At 66.5% G+C, this 23,385-nt stretch carries 19 protein-coding genes; 9 read left to right on the forward strand and 10 right to left on the reverse strand.

Going from position 1 to position 23,385, the window contains the following annotated elements:
• The first annotated feature begins 28 nt into the window (after positions 1–28).
• Positions 29–952 (forward strand): TIGR03560 family F420-dependent LLM class oxidoreductase, encoded by a 924-nt coding sequence (locus FPZ11_RS15300; protein ID WP_146321959.1) that lies wholly within the window; start codon positions 29–31, stop codon positions 950–952.
• 18 nt (positions 953–970) lie between these two features.
• On the opposite strand, the gene FPZ11_RS15305 is transcribed toward FPZ11_RS15300, so the two are convergent.
• Positions 971–1,534 carry a hypothetical protein gene (locus FPZ11_RS15305; protein WP_146321960.1) on the reverse strand — a complete coding sequence of 188 codons (564 nt, stop codon included), beginning with the start codon at positions 1,532–1,534 and terminating at the stop codon, positions 971–973.
• Positions 1,535–1,654: 120 nt separating this feature from the next.
• On the opposite strand from FPZ11_RS15305, the gene FPZ11_RS15310 reads away from it, so the two are divergent.
• Positions 1,655–2,776: a Dyp-type peroxidase gene (locus FPZ11_RS15310; RefSeq protein WP_146321961.1), complete on the forward strand. Its 1,122-nt coding sequence runs from the start codon at positions 1,655–1,657 to the stop codon at positions 2,774–2,776.
• Positions 2,777–2,779: 3 nt separating this feature from the next.
• Positions 2,780–3,589 (forward strand): family 1 encapsulin nanocompartment shell protein, encoded by an 810-nt coding sequence (locus FPZ11_RS15315; RefSeq protein WP_146321962.1) that lies wholly within the window; start codon positions 2,780–2,782, stop codon positions 3,587–3,589.
• Between the two features lie 109 nt (positions 3,590–3,698).
• On the opposite strand, the gene FPZ11_RS15320 is transcribed toward FPZ11_RS15315, so the two are convergent.
• The 4 genes from FPZ11_RS15320 to FPZ11_RS15335 form a co-directional block, all read right to left on the reverse strand.
• A complete protein-coding gene (locus FPZ11_RS15320; protein ID WP_146321963.1) occupies positions 3,699–5,012 on the reverse strand; it encodes a carbohydrate-binding protein in 1,314 nt (437 codons plus the stop codon).
• A gap of 439 nt (positions 5,013–5,451) precedes the next feature.
• Positions 5,452–5,751, reverse strand: coding sequence for a hypothetical protein (locus FPZ11_RS15325; protein WP_146321964.1), 300 nt, complete (start codon positions 5,749–5,751; stop codon positions 5,452–5,454).
• A 727-nt stretch (positions 5,752–6,478) separates the two neighbouring features.
• Complete coding sequence (locus FPZ11_RS15330; RefSeq protein ID WP_168203866.1) at positions 6,479–7,372, reverse strand: SMP-30/gluconolactonase/LRE family protein; 894 nt, start codon at positions 7,370–7,372, stop codon at positions 6,479–6,481.
• A 93-nt stretch (positions 7,373–7,465) separates the two neighbouring features.
• Positions 7,466–8,440, reverse strand: coding sequence for a hypothetical protein (locus FPZ11_RS15335; protein ID WP_246846289.1), 975 nt, complete (start codon positions 8,438–8,440; stop codon positions 7,466–7,468).
• A gap of 272 nt (positions 8,441–8,712) precedes the next feature.
• Here FPZ11_RS15335 and FPZ11_RS15340 point away from each other — a divergent pair, with 272 nt between their 5' ends.
• Complete coding sequence (locus tag FPZ11_RS15340) at positions 8,713–9,741, forward strand: glycoside hydrolase family 183 protein (RefSeq protein WP_146321966.1); 1,029 nt, start codon at positions 8,713–8,715, stop codon at positions 9,739–9,741.
• 41 nt (positions 9,742–9,782) lie between these two features.
• Entirely contained in the window at positions 9,783–11,228 is a 1,446-nt protein-coding gene (locus FPZ11_RS15345) for a mannitol dehydrogenase family protein (protein ID WP_146321967.1), read from the forward strand.
• A gap of 13 nt (positions 11,229–11,241) precedes the next feature.
• Here the strand turns inward: FPZ11_RS15345 and FPZ11_RS15350 are convergent, their stop codons facing one another.
• Positions 11,242–12,360, reverse strand: coding sequence for a glycoside hydrolase family 172 protein (locus FPZ11_RS15350; RefSeq protein ID WP_146321968.1), 1,119 nt, complete (start codon positions 12,358–12,360; stop codon positions 11,242–11,244).
• 191 nt (positions 12,361–12,551) lie between these two features.
• On the opposite strand from FPZ11_RS15350, the gene FPZ11_RS15355 reads away from it, so the two are divergent.
• Positions 12,552–13,556: a LacI family DNA-binding transcriptional regulator gene (locus FPZ11_RS15355; protein WP_146321969.1), complete on the forward strand. Its 1,005-nt coding sequence runs from the start codon at positions 12,552–12,554 to the stop codon at positions 13,554–13,556.
• A 13-nt stretch (positions 13,557–13,569) separates the two neighbouring features.
• On the opposite strand, the gene FPZ11_RS15360 is transcribed toward FPZ11_RS15355, so the two are convergent.
• The 4 genes from FPZ11_RS15360 to FPZ11_RS15375 are packed head-to-tail and all read right to left on the reverse strand — an operon-like array spanning position 13,570 to position 17,407.
• Positions 13,570–14,178, reverse strand: coding sequence for a DEAD/DEAH box helicase family protein (locus FPZ11_RS15360; RefSeq protein WP_146321970.1), 609 nt, complete (start codon positions 14,176–14,178; stop codon positions 13,570–13,572).
• A gap of 30 nt (positions 14,179–14,208) precedes the next feature.
• Positions 14,209–15,036 (reverse strand): carbohydrate ABC transporter permease, encoded by an 828-nt coding sequence (locus FPZ11_RS15365; protein ID WP_210415886.1) that lies wholly within the window; start codon positions 15,034–15,036, stop codon positions 14,209–14,211.
• The gene (locus tag FPZ11_RS15370) at positions 15,036–16,037 is read right to left on the reverse strand and encodes a carbohydrate ABC transporter permease (RefSeq protein WP_246846290.1); all 1,002 of its coding nucleotides are present in this window, start codon (positions 16,035–16,037) and stop codon (positions 15,036–15,038) included. Before FPZ11_RS15370 ends, FPZ11_RS15365 begins: the two co-directional genes overlap by 1 nt.
• Positions 16,034–17,407 (reverse strand): ABC transporter substrate-binding protein, encoded by a 1,374-nt coding sequence (locus FPZ11_RS15375; protein ID WP_168203867.1) that lies wholly within the window; start codon positions 17,405–17,407, stop codon positions 16,034–16,036. The genes FPZ11_RS15370 and FPZ11_RS15375 overlap by 4 nt, the downstream gene beginning before the upstream one ends.
• A gap of 211 nt (positions 17,408–17,618) precedes the next feature.
• On the opposite strand from FPZ11_RS15375, the gene FPZ11_RS15380 reads away from it, so the two are divergent.
• The 3 genes from FPZ11_RS15380 (at position 17,619) to FPZ11_RS15390 (ending at position 23,360) form a co-directional block, all read left to right on the forward strand.
• Positions 17,619–19,103 (forward strand): FGGY-family carbohydrate kinase, encoded by a 1,485-nt coding sequence (locus FPZ11_RS15380; RefSeq protein ID WP_146321972.1) that lies wholly within the window; start codon positions 17,619–17,621, stop codon positions 19,101–19,103.
• Positions 19,104–19,212: 109 nt separating this feature from the next.
• Complete coding sequence (locus tag FPZ11_RS15385) at positions 19,213–21,726, forward strand: GH116 family glycosyl hydrolase (RefSeq protein WP_146321973.1); 2,514 nt, start codon at positions 19,213–19,215, stop codon at positions 21,724–21,726.
• On the forward strand, positions 21,723–23,360 hold the full coding sequence (locus FPZ11_RS15390) for a fucose isomerase (protein WP_146321974.1): 1,638 nt from the start codon (positions 21,723–21,725) through the stop codon (positions 23,358–23,360). Before FPZ11_RS15385 ends, FPZ11_RS15390 begins: the two co-directional genes overlap by 4 nt.
• The last annotated feature ends 25 nt before the right edge of the window (positions 23,361–23,385 follow it).

Below are 23,385 nucleotides of genomic sequence, written 5' to 3' on the forward strand. Positions count from 1 at the left end.
CCGGTGCGCACCCGGCAAGATGGATGCCGTGGAGTACTGCATCTTCGTCGAGCCGCAGCTCGGCATGACCTGGGACCAGCTGCTCGCCTTCGCGCAGGCGACCGAGCGACTCGGTTTTCACGGCTTCTTCCGCTCCGACCACTACACGCAGCCCGATCGCTCGTTCTCGGGCGCTCCCGCGCTGTCGGATGCCTGGACCACTCTCGCCGCCCTCGCCATGGCCACCGAGCGTGTGCGGCTCGGCACCCTCGTGACGCCCGTCACGTTCCGGCACCCCGGCGTGCTCGCCGTGCAGGTGGCCAACGTGGATGCCATGTCGAACGGCCGCGTCGAGCTCGGCCTCGGCGCCGGGTGGAACGCTCCAGAGCACGAGGCGTACGGCATCCCGTTCCCTGCCAAGCGCTTCGGGCTGCTCGAGGAGTCGCTCGCGATCGTCACCGGCCTGTGGACCACGCCTCCCGACGAGACGTTCTCGTTCGAGGGCGAGCACTACCGCCTCGACCGCGCGCCTGGCGGGCAGCGACCGGTGGGGGACGACGTCCCGATCATCATCGGCGGCGGAGGGCCGACCCGAACCCCGGCGCTCGCCGCGGCGTATGCGCGCGAGTTCAACACGGGCTTCGTGGCCGACGACGTGGTGGCGGAGCGCTTCGCCCGCGTCGCGGATGCCACGCAGGTGGCAGGTCGCGACCCCGAGTCGCTGCGGCTGTCGGTCGCCCTCACGGCCACCGTCGGCGCCACGGAGGCGTCTGCGAAGGCCCGAGCCGACGCACAGGGCCGGGACCCGCACCACGAACGCGCGAACGGTCTTTACGGCACACCGGCCGACGTCGCAGAGCGGTTCGCCGGCTTGCGCGCGCTCGGTGCCGAGCGCGTCTATCTGCAGGTGCTCGACGTCACCGACCTGGAGCAGCTGGACCTGCTGGCAGAGGCGGTACGGCTGGCGGGATGAGGGCCCCGCGCCTCGCCGTCAGTGCACCAACGACCCCAGCCAGATCACGAGCAGTCCGAGCGCGCCGGTCGCTGCGGCGGCGATGAACCGCAGCCAGATCGGACGGCCGTTCCGGGTGGCCACGACGAAGCCGATGATCACGAGCAGGCCGACGCCGATCCAGAGCGCGATGTAGTACGCCACGTATTCGTCGAGCACGCCGACGGTCGCCAGCAGCAGAAAGACCGCGGGAAGCAGCATGGCGAACAGCATGCCGATCGAGTGGCGAACGGCTTCGGCGAGAGCGTCGGTGACCCGAACCGGATGCTCGGGGTCGGCATCCGCCCGCCGCGCCACCGCGGCCCTGGCGTACACATGGGTCACCCAGAAGACGAGCGTGGAGCCCACGATGAAGACGAGCACCTCGAAGTCGGTGTTGAACTTCCACCCGACGGTGATGAGCGCCGCGACCAGCACGATGCCGTACACCGTGGCCTCGGTGCTGAACACGTCGACGACCGCGTGCACCGCTCGCGCGATGTGTCGTGTCTGCTTGACATCGACGCTCGTCGCCGCGGTGCCGTGCCCGGTGGAGGTGCCCACGTGATGTGAACTTACCTCAGTAGGTGGCAGAACGCGCCGACCGGGCGGTCGAACGTCCGGAGCGACGACCACGAGCGATGCCGGGGGGGATAGTGTGGCTGGTGGCGAAGGGGGGAGCCGATGTCGAGCGAGCACCGTGACCGCGTGCCGATCGATGCCCAGAGCGTAGACGCCCCGCTTTCACGGTTCGCCGTGTTTCTCGTCGTGTCCGCAGCAGAGGGCGACGATGCACTGGCGACCGTGCGCGAGGTGGTCTCAGGCGTCGACGATCTGCTGAAGACCGTCGGGTTCCGCGATCTGGGCTCGCACCTGTCGTGCGTCGTCGGCATCGGGCGCCGGCTGTGGGACCGGCTCGTGCCCGGCATCCGTCCCGTCGAGCTCGAGGTGTTCCCGACCGTGCGCGGCGACGTGCACACTGCGCCGTCGACGCCCGGCGACCTGCTGTTCCACATCCGCGCCGAACGCGTCGACCTCTGCTTCGAGCTGGAGCGTCTGATTCTGGATGCCCTCGGTTCTGCCGTGCGCGTCGAGGACGAGACCCAGGGCTTCCGCTACTTCGACGTGCGCGACCTGCTCGGCTTCGTCGACGGCACCGCCAACCCGATCGGCGACGAGCTGCAGGCCTCGGCGATCATCGGGGACGACGATCCGGCGTTCGCCGGTGGCAGCTACGTGGTCGTGCAGAAGTACGTGCACGACCTTCCCGAGTGGGGCTCGCTCACTGTCGAGGAGCAGGAGACGGTGATCGGTCGCACCAAGCTCGAGAACATCGAGCTCGACGACAGCGTCGAGAACCAGAAGGCCCACAAGACCCTCACCACCATCAACGACGACAACGGCGACGAACTCGACATCCTGCGCGACAACATGCCGTTCGGCACACCGGGCAGCGGCGAGATGGGCACCTACTTCATCGGCTATTCGGCTCGGCTCTGGGTGACGATGAAGATGATCGACAACATGTTCATCGGCGATCCGCCGGGCTTCTACGACAAGATCCTCGACGTGTCGCGCGCGGCGACCGGCGGCACGTTCTTCGTGCCGTCGAACGGCGTGCTGCACGGCCTCGACGATCCGGATGCACTGGTGGAGAGCCTTCGAGCGCTGCGGGAGGACGCATCCAGCGACGCCCCGAGCCCCATGGGCGACGACGCAGGCGAGGAGTCGAAGGGCGACGGCACGCTGGGCATCGGATCTCTGCGCGAGAGCACAGGCCGCGCAACCGAAACGGAAGGAACGTAGACCATGACGAATCACCTGTTGCGGGATCGCGCGCCGCTGACCGACGCGACGTGGAAGCAGATCGACGACGAGGCATCCACGCGGCTCCCGGTCGCCCTGGGCGCGCGCAAGCTCGTCGACTTCTCCGGCCCGCACGGCTGGGAGTATTCGGCGACGAACCTCGGCCGGGTGACCGGTGTGATCGACGCGCCGGAGGAGTCGGTCATCGCACGCACGCGTCGTGTTCTGCCCCTCGTGGAGGCACGGGCCGACTTCGTGCTCGATCGCGACGAGCTGGATGCCGTCGATCGCGGCGCCGACGACGTGGACTACGGACCACTCGACGAGGCGGCCGTTCGCATCGCCCGGGTCGAGAACTCGGCCGTGTTCAACGGGTGGGATGCCGCGGGCATCACCGGCATCGTCCCCGCCTCACCGCACACCCCGCTCGTGCACCAGGGATCGCCCCAGGACTACGACGACGTCATCACCCAGGCGATCGCCACGCTGAAGCGCGCCGGAGTCGACGGACCGTACGCGCTCGCGCTCGGACCGACGCAATGGACGAGCGTGATCGAGGCGAACGAGGGCGGCGGATATCCGCTGATCAGGCACCTGCGCGACATCCTCGGCGGGCCGGTCGAGTGGGTGCCGGGACTCGATGGCGTCGTCGTGCTGAGTGTGCGTGGCGGTGACTTCGTGCTCGAAGTGGGACAGGACCTCTCGGTCGGCTACCGCGACCACGACGCACAGGGAGTGAGCCTTTACCTCGAGGAGTCGTTCAGCTTCCGCGTGAACACGCCGGAGGCGGCCATCCAGGTCGTCATCTCCTGACGCGGCCGAGGCCAAGCCGCTTGATGAACAGGGCCGTGGCCCGGCACCCTGGAGGGTGCCGGGCCACGTTCTTCTCGTGCTGGTGCGCGTCAGACGCGCCATTGGCGACTCAGTTCAGGTCGCTGATGAATCGGTTGGTGAACTCGAGAGCGGTCGATCCGCTGAGCGAGTTGCAGGTGGGCGACGCGGTGGTCGTGCCGGCCGTCGCGCAGGGCGTGTCGCGGTCGAGCGACCAGTAGTGCACGCCGGCGAGGCCGGCGCTGCGGGCGTACGACGCGACCGTGTCGGCATCGGCGAGTGAGAACACCTCGGTGGAGTCGTCGTTCACGCCGATCATCGGGGTGAGTTCGATCTGGCTCGCCGGCACGCCGTAGGTGTGCTCGAGGTTGGTCACCGCCTGGATGGCGGACTGGCCCATGTCGCAGGCGCTGCCGGAGACCACGCAGACGGTGCTGGAGGCGCGGCCGAAGTCCATCACCATGAGGTTGATGGTGTAGTTCTTCAGACTGGATGCCTGGAGTGTCTTGATCACGCTGTCGCCCAGCGTGTTCACGCCGCCGTAGCTGCCGTCGGACGAAGCCAGTGTGGCGAGCGTGAACGAGAACCGCAGGTTCGGGTACGTGGCCTGCGCTGCTGCGGCAGACGACACCAGGTTGCTGATGTCGGACGCCGTCTGGCCGCCCTCGATGTCGAAGTCGACGCCCACCATGTGGGGGGACGCGTAGCGGGCGATGAAGGCATCCATCGCACTGCCGGACGCGCAGCTGAACGTGCCTGCCGCGCCGCCCGTGGAGACGACATAGTCGACACCGGCCGAGTCGAGCGCAGGGATGTTCGCGCTCGCGAAGGCCGCTCCTGGCACCCCGCCCCAGTTCTCGCTGCCGCACGTGCCGGTGGCGAACGCGAGAGTGATCGCGCTGAGCTTCGGGTCTTGCGCGACGAGGCTGTTCGTGCCGCCGACGACCGGGACGACCGAGCCCGTGACCGCCGTCTGCATGGCGTCGGTGTTCCAGTTCATGTTGATCGTGACGTCTTTGTACGGGCTCAGCAGGATGCCGCTCGGCGTGCCCGTTCCGGTGCCGCCCGTGCCTCCTCCGCCGGTGCCGCCGCCACCCGAGTCTCCGCCTCCGCCCGTGGTGCTGCCCGTCGTGCAGGCGCCGGTCGATGTCCACGGCTGGCCGCTGCCGGATGCGCCACTGTGCGTCGCGGGGTCGTCGCCCTGCGTCCACCAGTTGGCCGTGTAGTTCACGCCGTTCTCGCTGGCGGTCTGGCCGCCGGTGTACACGGTCGAGGCGCTCCATGCCGTGGCGCACGTGGCGTCGTCGGCCGCGTTGGCCGGAAGCGTCGTCAAGACCGAGCCGCCGACCACCGCGATGGCGGCGGAGGCGAGACCGATGATTCGTGCACTCCGTTGTCTGTTCACACTGAACTCCTTGTTCGATCCGGACGGATGCCCGGATTGCGGTTGTTCTCGTGTGCGGTACCGATCAGGCGGCGATCGACGACCGACAAAGGCGCGCGCGCGGGGCGTGCTCGCCTGCGAGGCGTTGACCCCGGTGGCACACACCACGCGACGTCATCGTCGATGTCCCCTCAATGGGGGTGCCGTGTGGCTGAGCAAAAGTAAGTCACAGATTGGTAACGCCGGTCAAGGCTTCGGCGTGATGTCGTGTCTGTGAGTTCACTCAGGCAGCGCGGCGATGGTCGTCGCGGAGCGGGATGAGCGGGGCGTCCGGCGGTTGCCGGGAAGTGGGTGGGACACCCCGGCCGCCGCCAGGAGGACGGCGACGGCCGAGATGCCGTCGGTGGTGCGTGATGTGGGATCCGGCTCGCACCGGTTCGTTCGAGTGGTCATGGTCACCTCACCGGCGAGGGATCGAGTGACCCAGGTGGAGCCACGCGCGTTCGCGCGCTTCCCGTTCCCTGGCCTCGCGGTTGCGGCCTGCGGCGCTCCGTGCGCTCTCGTCAGTGACGTGGGCAGGGGCGCCGTCGTGCCGGCTCCAGATGATCAGTGCCAGGCCGACTCGCATGGCGAGCCGGTCGAGGTGACTCGGCGGGTGCGACTGGCCGGCCAGCGTCTGCGCGGTCAGTTGTCGCGCAGACAAGGTCTGTGCGGACTGCGCCGCGAGCACGCCGGTCGTGTCGAGCGTCTGAGAGTTCATGGTTCTCTTTCGATGGATGTTCTGTCGGTCTCGTCTCGTGACGGACCGGTTGCGTCGGGCGACGCGGAGGGCGCCGGCCCTTCGGGGGCCGGCTCACGCGATCGGCGGATGTCGTCGGTCGCGATCTCGACGGGCGGATGAGAAGACGATGAGCCGTGAGGCGCGGCGCCGGGGTCGTTTCTGCCGTCGGCACGTTCTGCGCAACGCAGAGCCATGCCGGAGGGCCGAGCCGGTCGGCGGCGAGGTCGCGCGCCCTGGCGACGGAGCGGTGCGGTTCCTGCCGGAACCGGGCATCCGTCGACCGGGCCGTCGGACGCGAGCCGTGGTCGCGGGCGACCGACGGTGGAACGATCGTCACCTTCAGGCGTCGAACGCGTGCCGAGTGATTCGACACGATCGGCGTCGCAGTGACAGACCTCCGCGCGACAGCGCGGTGACCGTCAGAGTGCCGGCGTGACCGGGCGCGTCAGACGCGACCTAGCAGGCTGCTCCCGCGACGGCACCATCTGTGCCAGGTCGTCGGGTGATGACAGCGGCCCCACGGAACGCGAATGTGTGAGGCTGAGTGTGCGTGATGGTGACCATCATGACGTTCCCCTTCGTGTTCCTGTGCGCTCGAACGCGAGAGATTCACGCGAGCAGTGGTGAGACCGGCCGCAAACCGGCCTCGGTAAACCTAGCGATCTTCGGGGCGCTCGCGCAAGGGTGAATGCGAAATCATGTCGGGTCAGAGTCGCCGGGCGCCCTCCACGGTCAGTCGGAGCACGTAGAGCGTGGTCGTGGCCGTGATGTAGAGCAGGTTGCGCTGGGGGCCGCCGAACTCCAGGTTCGCGGCGGTCTCCGGCATCCGGATCCTGCCCAGCAGTGCGCCATCGGGGTGGAAGATCTGGATGCCGTCGCTCGCCGCCACCCACAGACGGCCCGCCGTGTCGATGCGCAGCCCGTCGAACACGACGTCGCTGCTCACGAACTCGCGGCGGTTCGACACGGAGCCGTTTTCGACGTCGAACGCGACGATCGTGCGTCGCTCGCTGTCGGTGACGTACAGCATGGACTCGTCGGGTGAGAAGGCGAGGCCGTTCGGCTGGGTCTCGGCGTCGGAGACGACGGTGAGCGGCGCATCCGGCGCCCAGCGGTACACGTTGCGACTGCCCAGCTCTTCGTCGGCTCGGTGTCCCTCGTAGTCGGAGAGGATGCCGTAGCTCGGGTCGGTGAACCACACCGACCCGTCGGAATGCGCGACGACGTCATTGGGACTGTTCAGCCGGTGGCTGTCGAACGAGTCGGCGAGCACCGTGCTCGAGCCGTCGTGCTCGCGGCGCACGACACGGCGCTCGCCGTGCTGGCACGCGATGAACCGGCCCTGGCGGTCGACGGTGCGTCCGTTCTGGAACCCGGCGGGATGCTCCCACACGTCGACCCGGCCGCTCACCTCGTCGTAGCGCAGCACGCGGTCGTTCGGGTTGTCGCTGAACAGCAGGAACCGCCCTTGCGGCGAGTACGCAGGCCCTTCGAGCCATCGGCCGTCGTCGAACAGGATGCGCAGCTCGGTGTCGCCGCGGATGCCTGTGAAACGGGCATCCTCCTGCTCGAAGACGGCGGGGATGCGGGCGGAGGGCATGGGGACATTCCATCGCATTCGGCGCGGTTCGCTCCCCTGACACGGCATTTGCCGTTTATCTCTCGCGAAGCGACGGCTCGAGGCATGCGCGTGTCACCGACTGCGCGGTTCGACCCTGAAGATGTACCTCGCGCCCTGCCGGAACGGCTCGATCAGCTCGACGTTCTCGAACGCCGCGCCCCCGGGTATGGGCGCTTCGCTCGCCCAGTAGACCCGCCGTGCGTTCACGCAAGCCACGAGTGCAGGGTGGGGGTCGTCCGACTCCCACGTCTGCACGGCAGCATCCCCGGTGTAGTGCCAGTGCGCCGCGACGGACGCCTCGTAGTCGGCACTCGAGGGATCCGGTTCGTCCGGTTCGGCCGCCACCGTGACACCGCCCGACGCGGTGCGCTGCAGCCGATCGAGTCCGAACGTTCGATGTTCGGCGAAGTGCACGTCGTCGAAGCCCGGCCAGAGTCCGTCTGGCGTCACGATCTCATCTCTCAGCCGCAGCCGCCGAAGTCTGGCGAAGTTGCCCATGGTCGCCGTGACGATGAAAGCGTCGAGCTCGACCGAGTCCGGGAGATTGTACGTTTCGACCGCGAACTCGTGCGGACGGTCGGCACGGAACTCGAAACGGGCAGCCACGCGTGCTCCGTTGTCGAATTGCTCACTGTGAACGACCACCGAGAGTCGAGGGATGCCGTCGACCGTCTCGACGCGTCCCGGGACGGGGCGGTCGGGCATCCGCGGCGCCTCGTCGTCGATGGAGTTGCTGCTCCAGAAGCGCTTGCCCCTCCGCCCGGAGTCGAGGGTGCTCGGCTCGAGTTCGCTGTACCCGCGTTCGCTCGCCCCGCGTGGAATGGGCTCGAAGGCCAAGAAGTTGAGGAGCCGGTCCGTGGGCTGGCCGAGGTATGGCGTGAAGACGCGCACGAGGCCCCGTGGCCCGGGTATCGGGCTCAAACCGATCTGGATGCCGTCCGCGTGCCCCCAGCGAGGCTCTGCCGGTGCGACATGATCAGGCCCGAGCCAGCCGCCGCGTTGAATGGGCGGCCGAAGGGCCGTGGATGAGTCGGTGTGGTCGGACACGACGCCTCCGAGAAATGATCTTGCAATCGGTTTCTAGTGGATGTGTCCTCATAGTCTGGTACACATCGGCGCGTACGTCATCGTCTTGACGAAACCGATTTCGTCCGCTTCACTGGCGTGGAGTCCACAGATCGGGCGTGGGCACGACAGAGGGGTCGAGGATGACACGCCACCGACATAGACGGGGTGCGGCGCGACTGGCCGCCGTACTCGCGGTGGGTTCTGCCGCGGTGTTCGCATTCTCGGGCTGTTCGGGGGAGAACGTGGGAACCATGCTGTCCACTCAGGACCGTCCGTCGGCGCTGGCCGGCGTGACGAACGTGCACCAGGTGTCGCAGATCACAGGGCCGAAATCACCCAACAAGACCGCGAAGTACGAGGTGGCGGGTCAGGATCTGGGCTCGATGTTCCAGGCCGACGGCAAGACCTGGTTCGTGTTCGGCGACACGTTCGGACAGCGCGAGAAGGGCATGACCGGTGGCGGCGGCACCGAATGGCGATCGAACACGATGGCGTACACCACGGATACGAACCCGGCCGACGGCATCCATCTCGACGGATACATCGTCGATCAGCAGGGCTGGGCGAAGGAGCTCATCTCGTCGAAGAAGGTCGACGAGGTCGAGATGACGACCATCCCGACCTACGGCTTCGAGGCCAACGGGGCGATGTACCTCGACTACATGTCGGTCAAGCACTGGGGCGATCCCGGCGAGTGGGAGACCAACTACGCCGGGCTCGCCAAGTCGACCGACCACGGGCAGACCTGGACCAAGCTCGCGTCGCCGCGCTGGGGCGGCAACAGCAACTTCGTGCAGGTGAGCGTGGTCAAGGTCGGCGGCGACCTCTACTTCTGGGGCGTGACGCACGGTCGCTTCGGACCGGTGAAGCTGATGAAGGTGCCGGAGAAGGACGTCGAGAACAAGAGCGCCTACCGCTATTTCTCCGGCACAGACGCCTCCGGCGCACCACGGTGGAGTTCCGACATCGATGACGCGAAAGTGGTCGCAGACGGCACCGTCGGTGAGCTGTCTGTGGTGTGGAACGACTATCTGCAGCGTTGGCTCATGACCTATACGGATGGCAGCGGGGCCGGGGCTCTCATCAGCGACAGTGCGCACCCGTGGGGGCCGTGGTCGACCCCGAAGACGCTGGTGTCCGCCACCGCAGTGCCCGGTCTGTACGCACCGTTCATGCTGCCGCAGTACACCGCCAACGGCGGTCGCACCATCTACTTCACGCTGTCCAAGTGGGGGCCTTACAACGTCTACTGGTACCGGGCCGATCTCGTGAAGAGATGACCGGCATGCTTCGATCCGCCTGTCGCCACTGAAGGAGCACCATGGCAACCTCGACAGTCAGCCAGCCGTCTTACGAGCGTTCCGACATGAGCGTCGGCATCGTCCATTTCGGCGTCGGCGGGTTTCATCGCGCCCACCAGGCGATGGTGATCGACGGCTTGATGAATCAGGGTGAGGCGCTCGACTGGGGCATCTGCGGTGTCGGTGTTCTGCCCGCGGACCGTGCGATGCGCGACGCGCTGTTGGGGCAGGACGGGCGGTACACGCTCGTGCTCAAGCATCCCGACGGCACCCGCGAGGCGCGCAGCATCGGCTCGATCGTCGACTACCTCTTCGCTCCCGATGATCCGGATGCCGTTGTCGAGCGGATGTCCGACCCGGCTGTGCGCATCGTGTCGCTCACCATCACCGAGGGCGGCTACAACACCGACCAGGTCACCGGGCTGTTCGACGACGCGAACCCCGACGTGCAGGCCGATCTGCACGACGGCGCCGCGCCGCGCACCGTCTTCGGCCTTGTCACCGAGGCGCTGCGACGCAGGCGCGAGCGGGGCATCGAGCCCTTCACGGTCATGTCGTGTGACAACATCCAGGGCAACGGGGGAGTCGCCTCGCGTGCGTTCTCGCGCTTCGCGCGCTTGAAGGACGAGGAGCTCGGCGCCTGGATCGCGGAGAACGTCGCCTTTCCCAACTCGATGGTGGATCGCATCACCCCGGTGACCACCGACGACGACAGGCGGATGATCGCCGACGAGTTCGGTGTGCAGGACGCGTGGCCGGTGGTGGCCGAGCCGTTCTTCCAGTGGGTGCTCGAAGACCGCTTTCCGGGCGGGCGTCCGCCGTTCGAGCACGCCGGCGTGCAGGTGGTGGCGGATGTCGAGCCCTACGAGCTCATGAAGCTGCGGCTGCTCAATGTCGGGCACCAGGGCATCGCCTACTTCGGTCGGCTGAGCGGGTACACGTACGCGCACGAGGCATCCCGCGATCCGCTCATCGTCGACCTGTTGCGGCGATACTGGCGCGATGAGGCGCGGCCGACGTTGCGGCCGGTGCCAGGGGTCGACCTCGATGAGTACACGGAGAGCCTCCTCGAGCGCTTCTCGAACGAGTACGTGCTCGACACGCTCGCCCGGCTGTGCGCCGAGTCGTCCGATCGGATTCCGAAGTGGCTCCTGCCCGTGGTGCGCGACCAACTCGCCGCAGGCCGCGGTGTGCACCGGTCCGCCGCGATCGTGGCGAGCTGGGCGCGGTACGCCGAGGGAATCGACGAGCACGGGCGGCCGATCGAGGTCGTCGACCGCTTGCGCGACGTCGTCATGGCCAATGCTGCTCGGCAGGGCGACGACGTTCTCGCGTTCCTGCGCGAGCCGACACTCTTCGGTGAGTTGGCATCCGACGAGCCGTTCGCGACCGAGTACGCGGCGGCGCTGCGCGCACTGAGGGATGCCGGCGCTCAGGCGACCTTGCGGGCTCTCGCGAGCGAGTAGCCCGCAAGGTCGCCTAGGGCATCCTCGGCGGTGTCGCTCCGAGATCCGGCACCGCCTCGCTACCCAAGTGAACCTCCAGGTCGTCGGCCGATGGCGTCTTCGGGCGTCGTGCCGTCGGCCGGTCGAGGTAGAACAACGAGGTGGACGCGATGTCGTCGCGCAGGGGCAGATAGCGCCATCCGCTGCGCCAGCCGAGAGCCTGGATGTCCACGTGCAGCCGCTGCGAGAACCGGATGGGATCTGCCAGGTGCCACCGATACATGCCGAAACGCTGCTGGCTGTCGTAGAGCCCGTCCGGGCGGATGACCTGTGGCATGCCGAGATACGGGGTGGAGAACTCGGTGTAGCCCTTGCCGGGGACGTCGAAGTTCCACGCGCCGCCGAAATAGTCCTCGGTGCCGGTTCCGCAGATGGTGGGGTATTCGTCGTCGGAATCGAGATAGAACTTGATCTCGCCCTCACCCCACCAGCCGGAGCTGTTGGAGCCCCAGGCGATGTACGTGCCGACGTACTGGCCCGTGCCCTCGACGCCGTCGACCAGCACATGCGTCTTCAAGTGTTCCAGAGGATTGCTGCGGCGCCATTGCGCATGCAGGTAGGCGTCGTGCGAGTAGTCTCCGCCGATCTCGTAGGTCACCTGGTAGTAGACCCGCACGGGAACCGGGGAGAGGTTCTCGAGGGTGAGTCGTGCACCGCTGCGGAACGGCATCGGCCAGTACGAATTGAAGCCTCCGTGCGGGTTGGCGGCAATGACCTGCGAGTTGACCTGCGCGAACCGGCCCCAGCCGTTGCAGAAGAAGTCGCCGTACGGCACCTCGATCGCGGGCTCCGTTGCGCCGTCCCAGAAGGCGCGGAACAGGAGTGTGCGCCAGTTGTCCGTATGCGTGGTGATCCAGATGTGCTGGATCTTGCCTGCACCGGCAATGGATGCCAGCTCGAACGTCTCGCCCGCTGCGATGTCGACGCTCGGCGAGATCTTCCACCCCGACCCGAGGTCGCGTGCGCACTCGGCCCCGGTTCCCTCGGTCGCCCGACCGCCACCGCCGACGGCGCCGTCGAAGTTCTCCGGACTGATGGATCGCGTCTGCACCTGGCGCAGTCGGGAAAGCGAGTCGAGGTCGCCGATGGTCACGTGGTCTCCTGTACGTCTTCGTACCCGCCGGTGCTTTTTCTGCACCATCGGATTGGTCGTCGTGGGGTCGAGGCAATAGGCTTGCAATCGATTTCAACAATCTATGGCGCGCCGACGCGGGGTGTCAACCGGCCCGTGCCGCGGGCTACAGTACGGACATCGCAGGGCGATGGGGAGCATGGGTGGGGTCGATGGCCACGATCTACGAGGTCGCTGCGCTGGCAGGCGTGTCGCCGGCGACGGTGTCGCGTGTCTTCAACGGCATGAACGTCTCGGCCGAGAAGTCGAAGCGGGTTCGCAAAGCAGCTCGCGATCTCGATTTCACACCCAGTCGAGCCGCTCGGTCTCTTCGCAGACAGAACTCAGAAGTGCTTGCGTTGGTGATACCCGACATCGAGAATCCCTTCTTCACGGCGATGGCGAGAGGCGTTGAAGACGTCGCGCAGGCGGCGGGCTATTCGGTGGTGTTGTGCAACACCGATGAGGATCACGAAAAAGAGGCGCGCTACCTCGACATCGCCGTCAGCGAGAACATGGCCGGCGTCATCATCGCGGCCGCCGGGGATCACAGTGATCTCAGTGGACTGATCTCACGCAACCGTCCCGTGGTGGCGGTGGACCGAGGCCCTCACGGATTTGACGTCGACGCGGTCACCGTCGACAACACCGCGGGCGGCAAGGCAGCGACTCGCGCGCTCCTCGAGCAGGGCTATCGGCGAATCGCCTGCATCACGGGCCCGGAAGACGTGGAGACCGCTCAACAGCGTGCCGAGGGGTGGCGTCAGGCGGTTGTGGCAGCTGGCATGGAGTCGCCGGCCGATTATCTGCGTCATGCGGACTACCGAGTGGATGGCGGTCGCACGGCCATGACAGAACTCCTCGCCAAGTCCGATCCACCGGATGCCGTCTTCGTCGCCAACAACCTGATGAGCGTCGGAGCGGTCCAGGTGCTGCTCCAACAGGGCAAGCGGCCGCCCGCCGTCGGCGTGGCGAGCTTCGGCGATCTGCCGTACGCTGCGCTCGCCCCTGAGGGCATCACCGTCGTGCAGATCCCCGCGCGCCATCTCGGAGTGACGGCGGCGAAGCTTCTGCTCGAACGCATCGGCGGAGACACCCAGCCGTCACGCACCATCGTGCTGCGGAATCACATCTCCGCTCCCGGAGCGATGCCCGACTCCGCCGCGGCCCAGGCCTGAGAGGCGCCGCGACTCAGGTGGCGGAGGGTCCGGTCGCCTCGCGGGAAAGCGCCTCGCGCACCCACGACTCGACCTGCCGAGCCACCTGATCGGGATCGAGGGAATCGGTGTCGAGCAGTCGGGCGCTCCAGCGTGAGTCGTCCTTCTGCCAGGTCTCCCAGCGGTCCCAGCGCATGGGAGTGGCGCTGTCGACACGGATGACACCGGGCTCATGGGTCGGATCGAGCGTGTGCCGGTAGAACCAATCGCCGAATCTGACGTGGTGCACGAGGCTGTCCTCCGGCTCTCCTCGGCCGCGGAGGCGGCTGCGACGCACCTCGGGCGAGCAGTGCAGGACGAGCACCGACATGCCGTCGAGGCGATCTGCAGACGGTGCGGCCAGCAACTCGCCGAGCGGTATCTGTCCGCAGAGAACGAGATGCGTGGCGGAGGCTTGCGCCGCCACGGCTCTCCGAACCCAGTACTCGACGGCCGAGTGGCGCCACGCGGTGTCGGCACCAGGCGGTACCCCGATGGAGTCGAACTCGACGCACTCGACCCGTTCCGGCAGGTCGACGGCCCTCAACGCTTCGAGAGCCGTCGACTTGCCGGCACCGCTGGCCCCGCTCAGCGACAACAGCATTTCAGCTCCTCGGCACGGACCGGCGGTCGTCTACTTGAGACCGGCGATCTTGATGTTTCCGATGATCTTGCGCTGGAAGATCAGCACCAGGAGGATCACCGGCAGCGCCGCGAGCATGGAGCCCGCCATGAGCAGCGCCAGCTCGGGTCCCCGCGTCACGCGGAAGTTCGCGAGGTACTGCTGGATCTGGAAGAGCCCGGGGCTCGTGATCGTCATGATCGGCCAGACATACGCGTTCCAATAGGCCATGAACGAGGTCACTCCCACGACCACGAAGGCGGGCTGTGACATCGGCAGGAAGATGCGCGTGAAGATCTGCCATCTGCCGGCACCATCGAGCAGTGCCGCCTCCTCGAGCGCGATCGGGATGTTCAGGTAGAACTGCCGGATGAAGAACATCTGAGCCGCGGATGCCAGGCCGGGCACGATCAACACCAGCATGGTGTCGAGCATGTGCAGCTTGGTCACCACGATGAACGAGGTGAGCAGGATGGCCATGTTCGGAATGAACATCGTGCCGATCACGATCACCCACATGAAGCGCTTGAAGGCGAAGTCCAGGCGCGCGAACACATAGGCGGCCATGGCGTTGATCGTGATCGAGAACACCGTGAAGATCGCCGCGCCGATGAAGGTGATGATCATCGCGCGGGAGAACGCCGGGTCTTGAATGATCTTGATGTAGTTCTCGATGTGCCAACTCGTCGGGAAGAAGTTGAACGGGGTCGCGAGCACGTCGGAATTCATTTTGAAGCCCGAGAGGAGCATCCAGATCAGGGGGAAGAGCGCAGCGAGCGCGAAGAGCAGCGCGAAAATGATGCGCGGCACCCTCACGGATGCACGTTCCTTCATGGCCATCAGCCGTCCACCGCCTTGTCCGAGTTGAGGATGCTGAAGATCGCTGCTGAGATGGCGCCCAGCACGATGAACAGCAGCAGGGCCCCGGCGATCGGCATGCCCTGATAGGTGTCCTGTGTGAAGTGATTGAAGAGATACAGATTGGGCAGGAGCGTCGAATTGAGCGGGCCACCCTGGGTCATGACCAACGGCAGATTGATCTCCTGGATCGCCGCGGTGAAGCCGGCGATGAGCAGGTAGAGAATCACGTTCTTCAGCGAGGGGATCGTGATGAAGAGCATCTGCTTGAACCAGCCGGCACCGTCGAGTGACGCGGCTTCGTAATAGCTGTCTGGAATGTCGAGCATGCCCGCCAGCATGATCAGAGCGGTGATGCCGAATCCGATCCACACCGCAGGCACGGCAAGCGCAGGCAACGCGATCGATGGATCGGCGAGCCATGCGATCGGCTGCACTCCGAACAGGCCGAGGAACCAGTTGAGGATTCCGCCTGAATAGTCGTAGATGACGACGAAGATGATCGAGGCGATGACGCCCGAGATGATCGTGGGAATGTAGACCGAGGTCTTCACGAAGCCCGAGAGTTTCTTGCCGAGCCCCTTCACCACGTTCGCGAAGACGAACGCAAGGATCATGCCGGTCGGAACGACCATGGCCGCGAAGTAGAGGCCGCGTCCGATCGAACCCAGGAAGTCGGGATCTTCGAGCACGTTGACGTAGTTGCGGAATCCCACGAATTCACTCGGCTTGTAGAAGCTCCAGTTGAAGAAGCTCAGGTAGCCGGCGTTGATGAAGGGGATGATCACGAAGATGATGAGCAGCACCACCATCGGCGCCAGCATCAGATAGGCGACGAGGTTGTCGCGACGCGGATGCCGATGGCGCTTGGTCCGCGGAGTCCGGTCAGTCGTTCGCGCCTCGACGGGCGCCGCTGAAGCGGCGCCCGTCGAGGAGAGCGCATTGGTCGCTGCGACCCCGGCATCCGTGTTCGATGTGGTCACGATCCCGACTGGACGCTCGACTGGGTGTTGGTGCCCACGAGCTTGTTGTTGTTGATGTACTGGTTCATCTGCTGTTTGGCGGTCGCCAGAGCTTGATCGGCCGACGTGCCTTTCATCGTCTTCTCGATGGCGGTGGCCATATCGGTGCTGAGATCGATGGGATAGGTCGCCTCCGGCACGCCGTACTTCACGATCTTGTCCGTGATGAGCTTGCGGAACGGGTCCGCCTGGGCGGACGAGTCGGCATCGATCGCCTTGACGATGGATGTGCGAGTGGCATATTTCGACCAGCCCGATGCCTTGAAGTAGTCCATCATCACGTCGTCACCGGACGCGAGCATGTAGGTGATGAAGTCAGCGGCCCCCTCTTGCACCTTCGACTTGGCGTCGATCGCGAGTGTCCAACCTCCGAGCGTCGCGGTGGGGCGGGTCTGGTCGCCGTCGATCGACACCATCGGCGCCGCGGCGATCTTGTCCTCCATCTTCGGGAACTGCTGGCGCAGCAGTCCGATGAACCACGAGCCGGTGATCTGCATGGCGAGCTTGCCCTGACCGAGCGGCGTGCCGTCCGCATAGGCCGAGAGCGCCTGCTTCGGCATCCCCCCACTGGTGTAGAGGCTCTTGTAGAAGTTCGCGAGCTCCTGGTACGGGGCGATGGTCGGGTCGGCCGACGACCAGTCCGTCTTGACCGGATAGTGGCCGGCAGCGTTCTGCTGAAGGCCCCAGCTGGACCAGGAGAGATCTGCGGCGACCGAGGCCGTGCCCAGTCCGTACACGTTGCCCTTCTTCAGTTTTGCCGCGATGTCGGGAAGCTGATCCCATCGTGTCGGGGGCTTGTCGGGGTCCAGGCCGGCAGCCTGGAACAGATCCTTGCGGTAGAACATCACCGTCGACGGTTCTACCAGCCAGGGATAGGCGTACTGCTTGAGCGACGCGGACGGTGATGACTTGGCGCTGACGAACTTCGCGATCGACGGGTCGATGTCATCGAGGTACTGGCCCTTGATCAGGTCGTTCAAGGGTGCCAGCGCACCGGTGGAAACAGCGGAGCCGATGTTGCCATAGCTGATCGTGTAGACGTCAGGTCCATTCCCCGCGGCCTGCGCGGCCTTCAGCTTCTGCGCCCATGCGTCGGCCGGGACGATCTGCAGGTTGACCTGGAACTTCTTCTGGCTGGCGTTGAACGCGGCGACGTGCTTCTTCTCCCAGGCGGACTGCCAGTCCTCGAACTGCTGAGACCAGAAGTTGATGACTTTGCGGCCGTTGCTGCTGCCGTCGCCCGCGGGTTGGCCGGGGGTGCCGCTTCCGCAGCCGGTGAGAAGAGAGGTGCCGAGGGGGACGGCGGCGGTGAGCAGGATGCCCTGAAGCACGCGTCGCCGGGTGAGTGCTGTGCGAAGGTCGACAGGCCGACCGTTCGATGGTGATTGCAAGGTGAGTCCTTCCACTCCGTGCCGACATTGCCACGATTCCTTGCGAAATCGATTACACGCATAGAAACACTCCCATCGCGTCCTTGTCAAGGAGACGATTGCTCAGAATGCAAGCTTGAACCTGAAATCGATTCCTGAGAATCTGGACCCCATGACACGAAGCGTGGCACTGGGGCTCGACATCGGCACATCCAGCAGCAAAGGGGTGCTGGTGGACCGCGACGGCCGCATCATGTGCTCAGCCGTGCGGGAGCATTCCGTCAGCCGCCCGCGTGCGGGATGGGCGGAAATGGATGCCTCGCTCTGGTGGGCCGAATTCGTCGCGATCGCTCGCGAGCTGCTCGCGCATGCCGGCGATGTGGAGGTGATCGCCGTCGGAGTGAGCGGCATGGGGCCGTGCCTCTTGGCGGTCGACGACGACGGAGCGCCACTGCGGCCCGCCCTCTTGTACGGGGTCGACATGCGGGCACGCGAACAGATCGCCTCGATGACACATGACTATGGCGGAGACGAGGAGATCGAGCGTCGCACGGGGGCGCGCCTCTCGACTCAAGCCGTCGGGCCCAAGCTGCGTTGGATGCGCGAAGAGGAGCCCGAGCTCTTCGCGCGTGCGCGCCGCATGTTCATGCCCAGCTCGTGGCTGGTGTGGAATCTGACAGGCGAATATGTTCTCGATCACCACTCTGCGAGCCAGTGCTGGCCGCTCTACGACCCGGTGGCGGAGGGCTGGCTCAGGTCGTGGGCTTCTGAGATCGCGGGGCCGATCGGACTGCCGGAGCTGAAGTGGCCAGGAGACATCGCAGGAGTCGTCACCGAACGGGCGGCGCAGGAAACCGGTCTGCCGACGGGCATCCCCGTGATCGCCGGCACGATCGATGCCTGGTCGGAGGCGGTCAGTGTGGACGCTCAGAACACGGGCGATCTGATGCTCATGTACGGCACCACGATGTTCCTGGTCAACACGGTCGGCAGGGCGCTTGCGGCACCGGGTCTCTGGGGCACCGCCGGCGCCTTTCGCGGTACGCACTCGCTGGCCGCCGGCATGGCCACGTCGGGCGCCATCACGGCGTGGCTTCGTGAGCTGTCGGGTGGAACGCCATACCCCGAACTGCTGCGGGAGGCGGCAGACTCCGGTCCTGGTGCTCGTGGGCTGCTCATGCTTCCGTACTTCGCGGGCGAGCGCACGCCGATCGCCGATCCCGATGCGCGGGGGACGATCTTCGGGCTCACGGTGACGCATGCCCGAGGGGACCTCTACCGAGCGGCGCTGGAGGCCACGGCGTTCGGGGTGCGGCACAACGTGGAGGCAATGGTCGAGGGCGGCGGTCTGGTGCAGCGCATCGTGGCCGTCGGCGGCGGGGTGCAGGGCGAGCTCTGGGCGCAGATCGTCACCGATGTTCTCGGGCGCGACCAAGAGGTGCCCACCCAGACGGTCGGAGCGAGTCTCGGGGCGGCCTACCTCGCCACGCGGGCCGTGGATGACTCGGTCTCCATTCGCCGTTGGAATCCGCCGCGTGCCACGCTCCGCCCGAATCCCCGTGTGCGAAGGCTCTACGACGAGCGCTATGCGCTCTATCGCCAGGCATACGGCGACACGGTACAGGTGACTCACGCCCTGGCGTCGGTTCAGACGTGAGGTATCGATTTCATTGGCATAGACACTGAAGCCTTATGGTGCGATCGTCTTGCGCGATCGATGGTCTGCAAACATACTTGAAACCGATTACATGTGAAGGATGTCAACGATGACTGCGAGCGAGACTGCGCGACTGCTCGGCCCCGACGCGACCGTCGCCGCCTTCCCGCTCGGCGGAATCGGCACCGGCAACGTCTCGCTCGGTGCCCGCGGCGAGTTGCGCGACTGGGAGATCTCGAACCATCCTGACAAGGGCACCTGGCTGCCGTTCACGTTCTTCGCCATTCGCGCCGAAGCGCCGGACTCGCCCGCGGTGGTGAAGCTGCTGGAGAGCAGGCTCCAGAATCCGCATGAAGGCGATTCGGGCTACCACATCGGCAAGGTGGCCGGCCTGCCGCGCATGGCCTCATCCCGCATGTCCGGCATGTATCCGATCGCCACCGTCGAGTTCGACGACGACGAGCTGCCGGTGAGCGTGCGCCTCACGGCGTTCACCCCGCTCGTCGCGCTGGATCCGGACGACTCGGGCATCCCCGGCGCCGTGCTCCGCTACACGGTCACCAACGATACGAACACCCGCATTCTGGTCCACCTGGCGGCGGCCATGTCGAACCCGGTCGCGATCACCGGGCACAACGTGTTCCAGTTCCCGGAGTACGCGGGGATGCCGTCCGTCGCCTTCGAAGACGAGGCGGGCATGCGCGGTCTCGCGTTCGGCACCGACCTGCAGGCCGACGACGTGCGTTACGGCACCGCAGCGCTGACCACCACGGAAGACGTCACGGCGATTCCGTGCTGGCCGGTCGATTTCTGGCAGGACGGCATCCAGCTGTTCTGGGATGCCTTCACCGCGACCGGTCGTCTCGAGCCGTCGCCGGTGTTCAGTCTGGACGGCGACGACCCGGCCAAGCTGCCCAGGCTGCGCACCGGCAGCATGTCGGTCGAGCGAGACCTGGCGCCGGGTGAGTCGCACGACTTCGAGTTCGTGCTGAGCTGGCACACCCCGAATCGGCGGAAGGCCTGGAACGGCATGGTCGGCCTGCCGAACACCCACGCCGACGAGGTGGTCCGCAACCAGTACGCCACCCGATACGCGGATGCCTGGTCCGTCGCCGCCGACCTCACGCACCGACTGCCCCAGCTGGAGGCATCCACGCGGGCGTTCCGCGATGCGCTCTTTGCGAGCACGCTGCCGCCGGAGGTGGTGGATGCCGCGAGCTCGACTCTCGTCGCCGCGCGCAGCACCACGTGCTTCCGCATTGCGGACGGAACGCCGGAGGGACGGTTCGCCGCGTGGGAGGGCAGCTTCGACCACGCGGGAAGTTGCGAGGGAACCTGCACACACGTGTGGAACTACGCGCAGACCCTCGCGGCGCTGTTTCCGAGTCTGGAGCGCAACGCTCGCCGCAACGAATTCATGAATGAGACGCTGCCCGACGGCAGGATGCGATTCCGCACCAACTCCGTGTTCGACGCCGAGCCGCTGGAGTTCCATCCGGCGGTCGACGGGCAGATGGGCACGATCGTGCGGCTCTATCGCGAGTGGCGCACGAGCGGTGACGACGGCTTCTTGTCCGAGCTCTGGCCGGCGGCCAGGCTGGCACTCGACTTCGCGTTCGCCGAGTGGGACTCCGACGGCGACGGCGTGCTCGACAGCCGGCAGCACAACACCTACGACATCGAGTTCTACGGCGAGAACTCGCTCGCCAACTCCATGTTCATCGCGGCGCTCGCCGCGGGGGCACGCATGGCGGAGCACCTCGGCGACGGGGAAGCCGGCGAGCGGTACTCGCGCGCCGCGGCGACGGCATCCGCGCTGGTCGACCGCATGCTGTTCAACGGCGAGTACTACGATCAACGGCTCGACGACGTCGACGCTCAGCGCTATCAATACGGCACGGGATGCCTGAGCGATCAGCTGTTCGGCCAGACTCTGGCGCACCTCGTGGGACTCGGGCACATCTTGCCCGCCGATCACGTGCGCTCGGCCGTCGAGGCCATCCATCGACACAACTTCCGCAGGGGATTCGACGCCTACGCGAGCGTGCAGCGCACGTACGCGCTGAACGACGAGGAGGGCCTGGTGCTGTGCACCTGGCCGAACGGCGGTCGCCCGCACATCCCGTTCGTCTATTCCGACGAGGTGTGGACCGGCATCGAATACCAGGTCGCCACGCACCTCATCTACGAGGGTCTCGTCGACGAAGGGCTCGAAATCGTGCGGGCGACGCGAGCCAGGCACGACGGCATCCGGCGCAATCCGTGGAACGAGGCGGAGTGCGGCAACCACTACGCGCGCTCGATGGCCAGCTGGGGTGTTCTGCTCGCGCTGACCGGCGCCGACTGGGATGCTCCGGGCGGCCGACTGCGCTTCGCCCCTGCGCGGGCGGTCTTCCGCGACGGGCGCGTGAGGATCCCGTTCACGGCCGGCACGGGGTGGGGCGTCATCGACGCGGACGCCCGTGGCGCGTCGCTGCGCGTGCTCGGCGGACACGTCGGCGCCGTGACGATCGAGCTCGCGCATCCCGATCTCGGCACCCTCACCGCGTCGACGGCGGGACTCGCCGCCGGAGACTCCATCGACCTCAGCCCATCACCAACACCACGGGAGAACTCGAAATGAGCACCTACACGCTGCCGACCGCACTTACTCGTCCGGAGGCCGAGCCCCGAACGCTGTACACGGTGGCCAGCGGCGATCTGCGGCCCAGCGCGAACATCAAGTGCTGGCCGACGCAGCAGAAGCTGGAAGACGATTTCGCCGCTGCGGTCGAGTCCCTCGGATGGTCGGTCACGAGAGCGCACCCGTTCGACGAGAGCAAGGGCCACGGCTTCATCGACAGTCAGCGCGCGGGCATCGAGGTGTTCAAAGGCATCCCCGTCGATGCGCCCGTCGTCGTGGTCGACGCGGTCTGGCAGTACAGCCACCACGTGCTGCCCGGACTGCGCACGCATCGCGGGCCGATTCTCGTCGTGGCGAACTGGGCGGGGGATTTTCCCGGCCTGGTCGGATTGCTCAACCTCACCGGCAGCATGACGAAGGCGCAGGTGCCCTACTCGGCGCTGTGGAGCCCGGACTTCACCGACGACTGGGCCCGCGAGAAGCTCGGTGAGTGGCTCGAGACCGGCGGGATCGTGCACGACCTCTCGCACGTGCGGGATCTTCCCGCGCTCGACGTCGACAGTGCGGAGGTACAGCTCGGCGTCGCCCTGGCTCGTCAGCTGCGCGACGAGAAGGCCATCATCGGGGTCTTCGACGAGGGCTGCATGGGAATGTACAACGCGATCTTCGATGACGAACTGCTCAATCCGCTCGGCATCTTCAAGGAGCGGCTGTCGCAGAGCGCGCTCGTCGCGGAGATGAAGAGGGTGACGGAGGCCGAGGCATCGGCGGTGAAGTCGTGGCTCGACGATCGCGGGTTCGAGTTCCGATTCGGCACCGATGCGGCCACCGAGCTCACCGAGGACCAGGTGATGAGCCAATTCCGCATGTACGTGGCCGCCCTGCGCATCGCCGATGACTTCGGACTGGATGCCGTCGGCATCCAGTACCAGCAGGGCTTGAAGGACACCGTGCCGGCCAGTGACCTCGCCGAGGGGCTGCTGAACAACCTCGAGCGCCCAGCGGTGTTCAGCCGTGACGGGAGCCGCGAGTTGTACGCGGGTGTGGCGCTTCCGCACTTCAACGAGGTGGACGAAGGCGTGGCCGTGGACGCGCTGGTCACGAACCGCATCTGGACGGCGATGGGACTCGACCCGGCCACAACGCTTCACGACATCCGGTGGGGCGAAGAATACGACGGCGAGTTCGTCTGGGTCTTCGAGATCTCCGGCTCGGTGCCGGCCTCGCACAACGGCGGCTACGACAAGAGCTATGCCATGCGGCAGGACCCGATGTTCTTCCCGCTCGGCGGCGGCACGCTCAGCGGATGCTCCAAGCCCGGCGAGATCGTGTGGTCGCGCGTGTTCATCATGGACGGCGAGCTGCACGTCGACCTCGGCCGCGGACACGTCGCCGGCCTGCCGGCCGAGGAGACGCAGCGTCGCCTCGACGCCACGAACCCGGAATGGCCCATCATGAACGCCGTGCTGCACGGGGTGAGTCGCGATCAGCTCATGGCACGGCACAAGGCCAACCATGCGCAGGTCGTGTACGCGCCGGATGCCGACACCGCCGACCGTGCGCTGCTCGCCAAGGCGGCGCTCTTCGACGAACTCGGTGTGCACGTGCACCTCTGCGGCGACGTCTCGGTCTGAGGCGTGACGGCCAGGGGCGCGTGGC

It is taken from the genome of Humibacter ginsenosidimutans, from assembly GCF_007859675.1.
GTDB classification, from domain to species: Bacteria; Actinomycetota; Actinomycetes; order Actinomycetales; family Microbacteriaceae; genus Humibacter; species Humibacter ginsenosidimutans.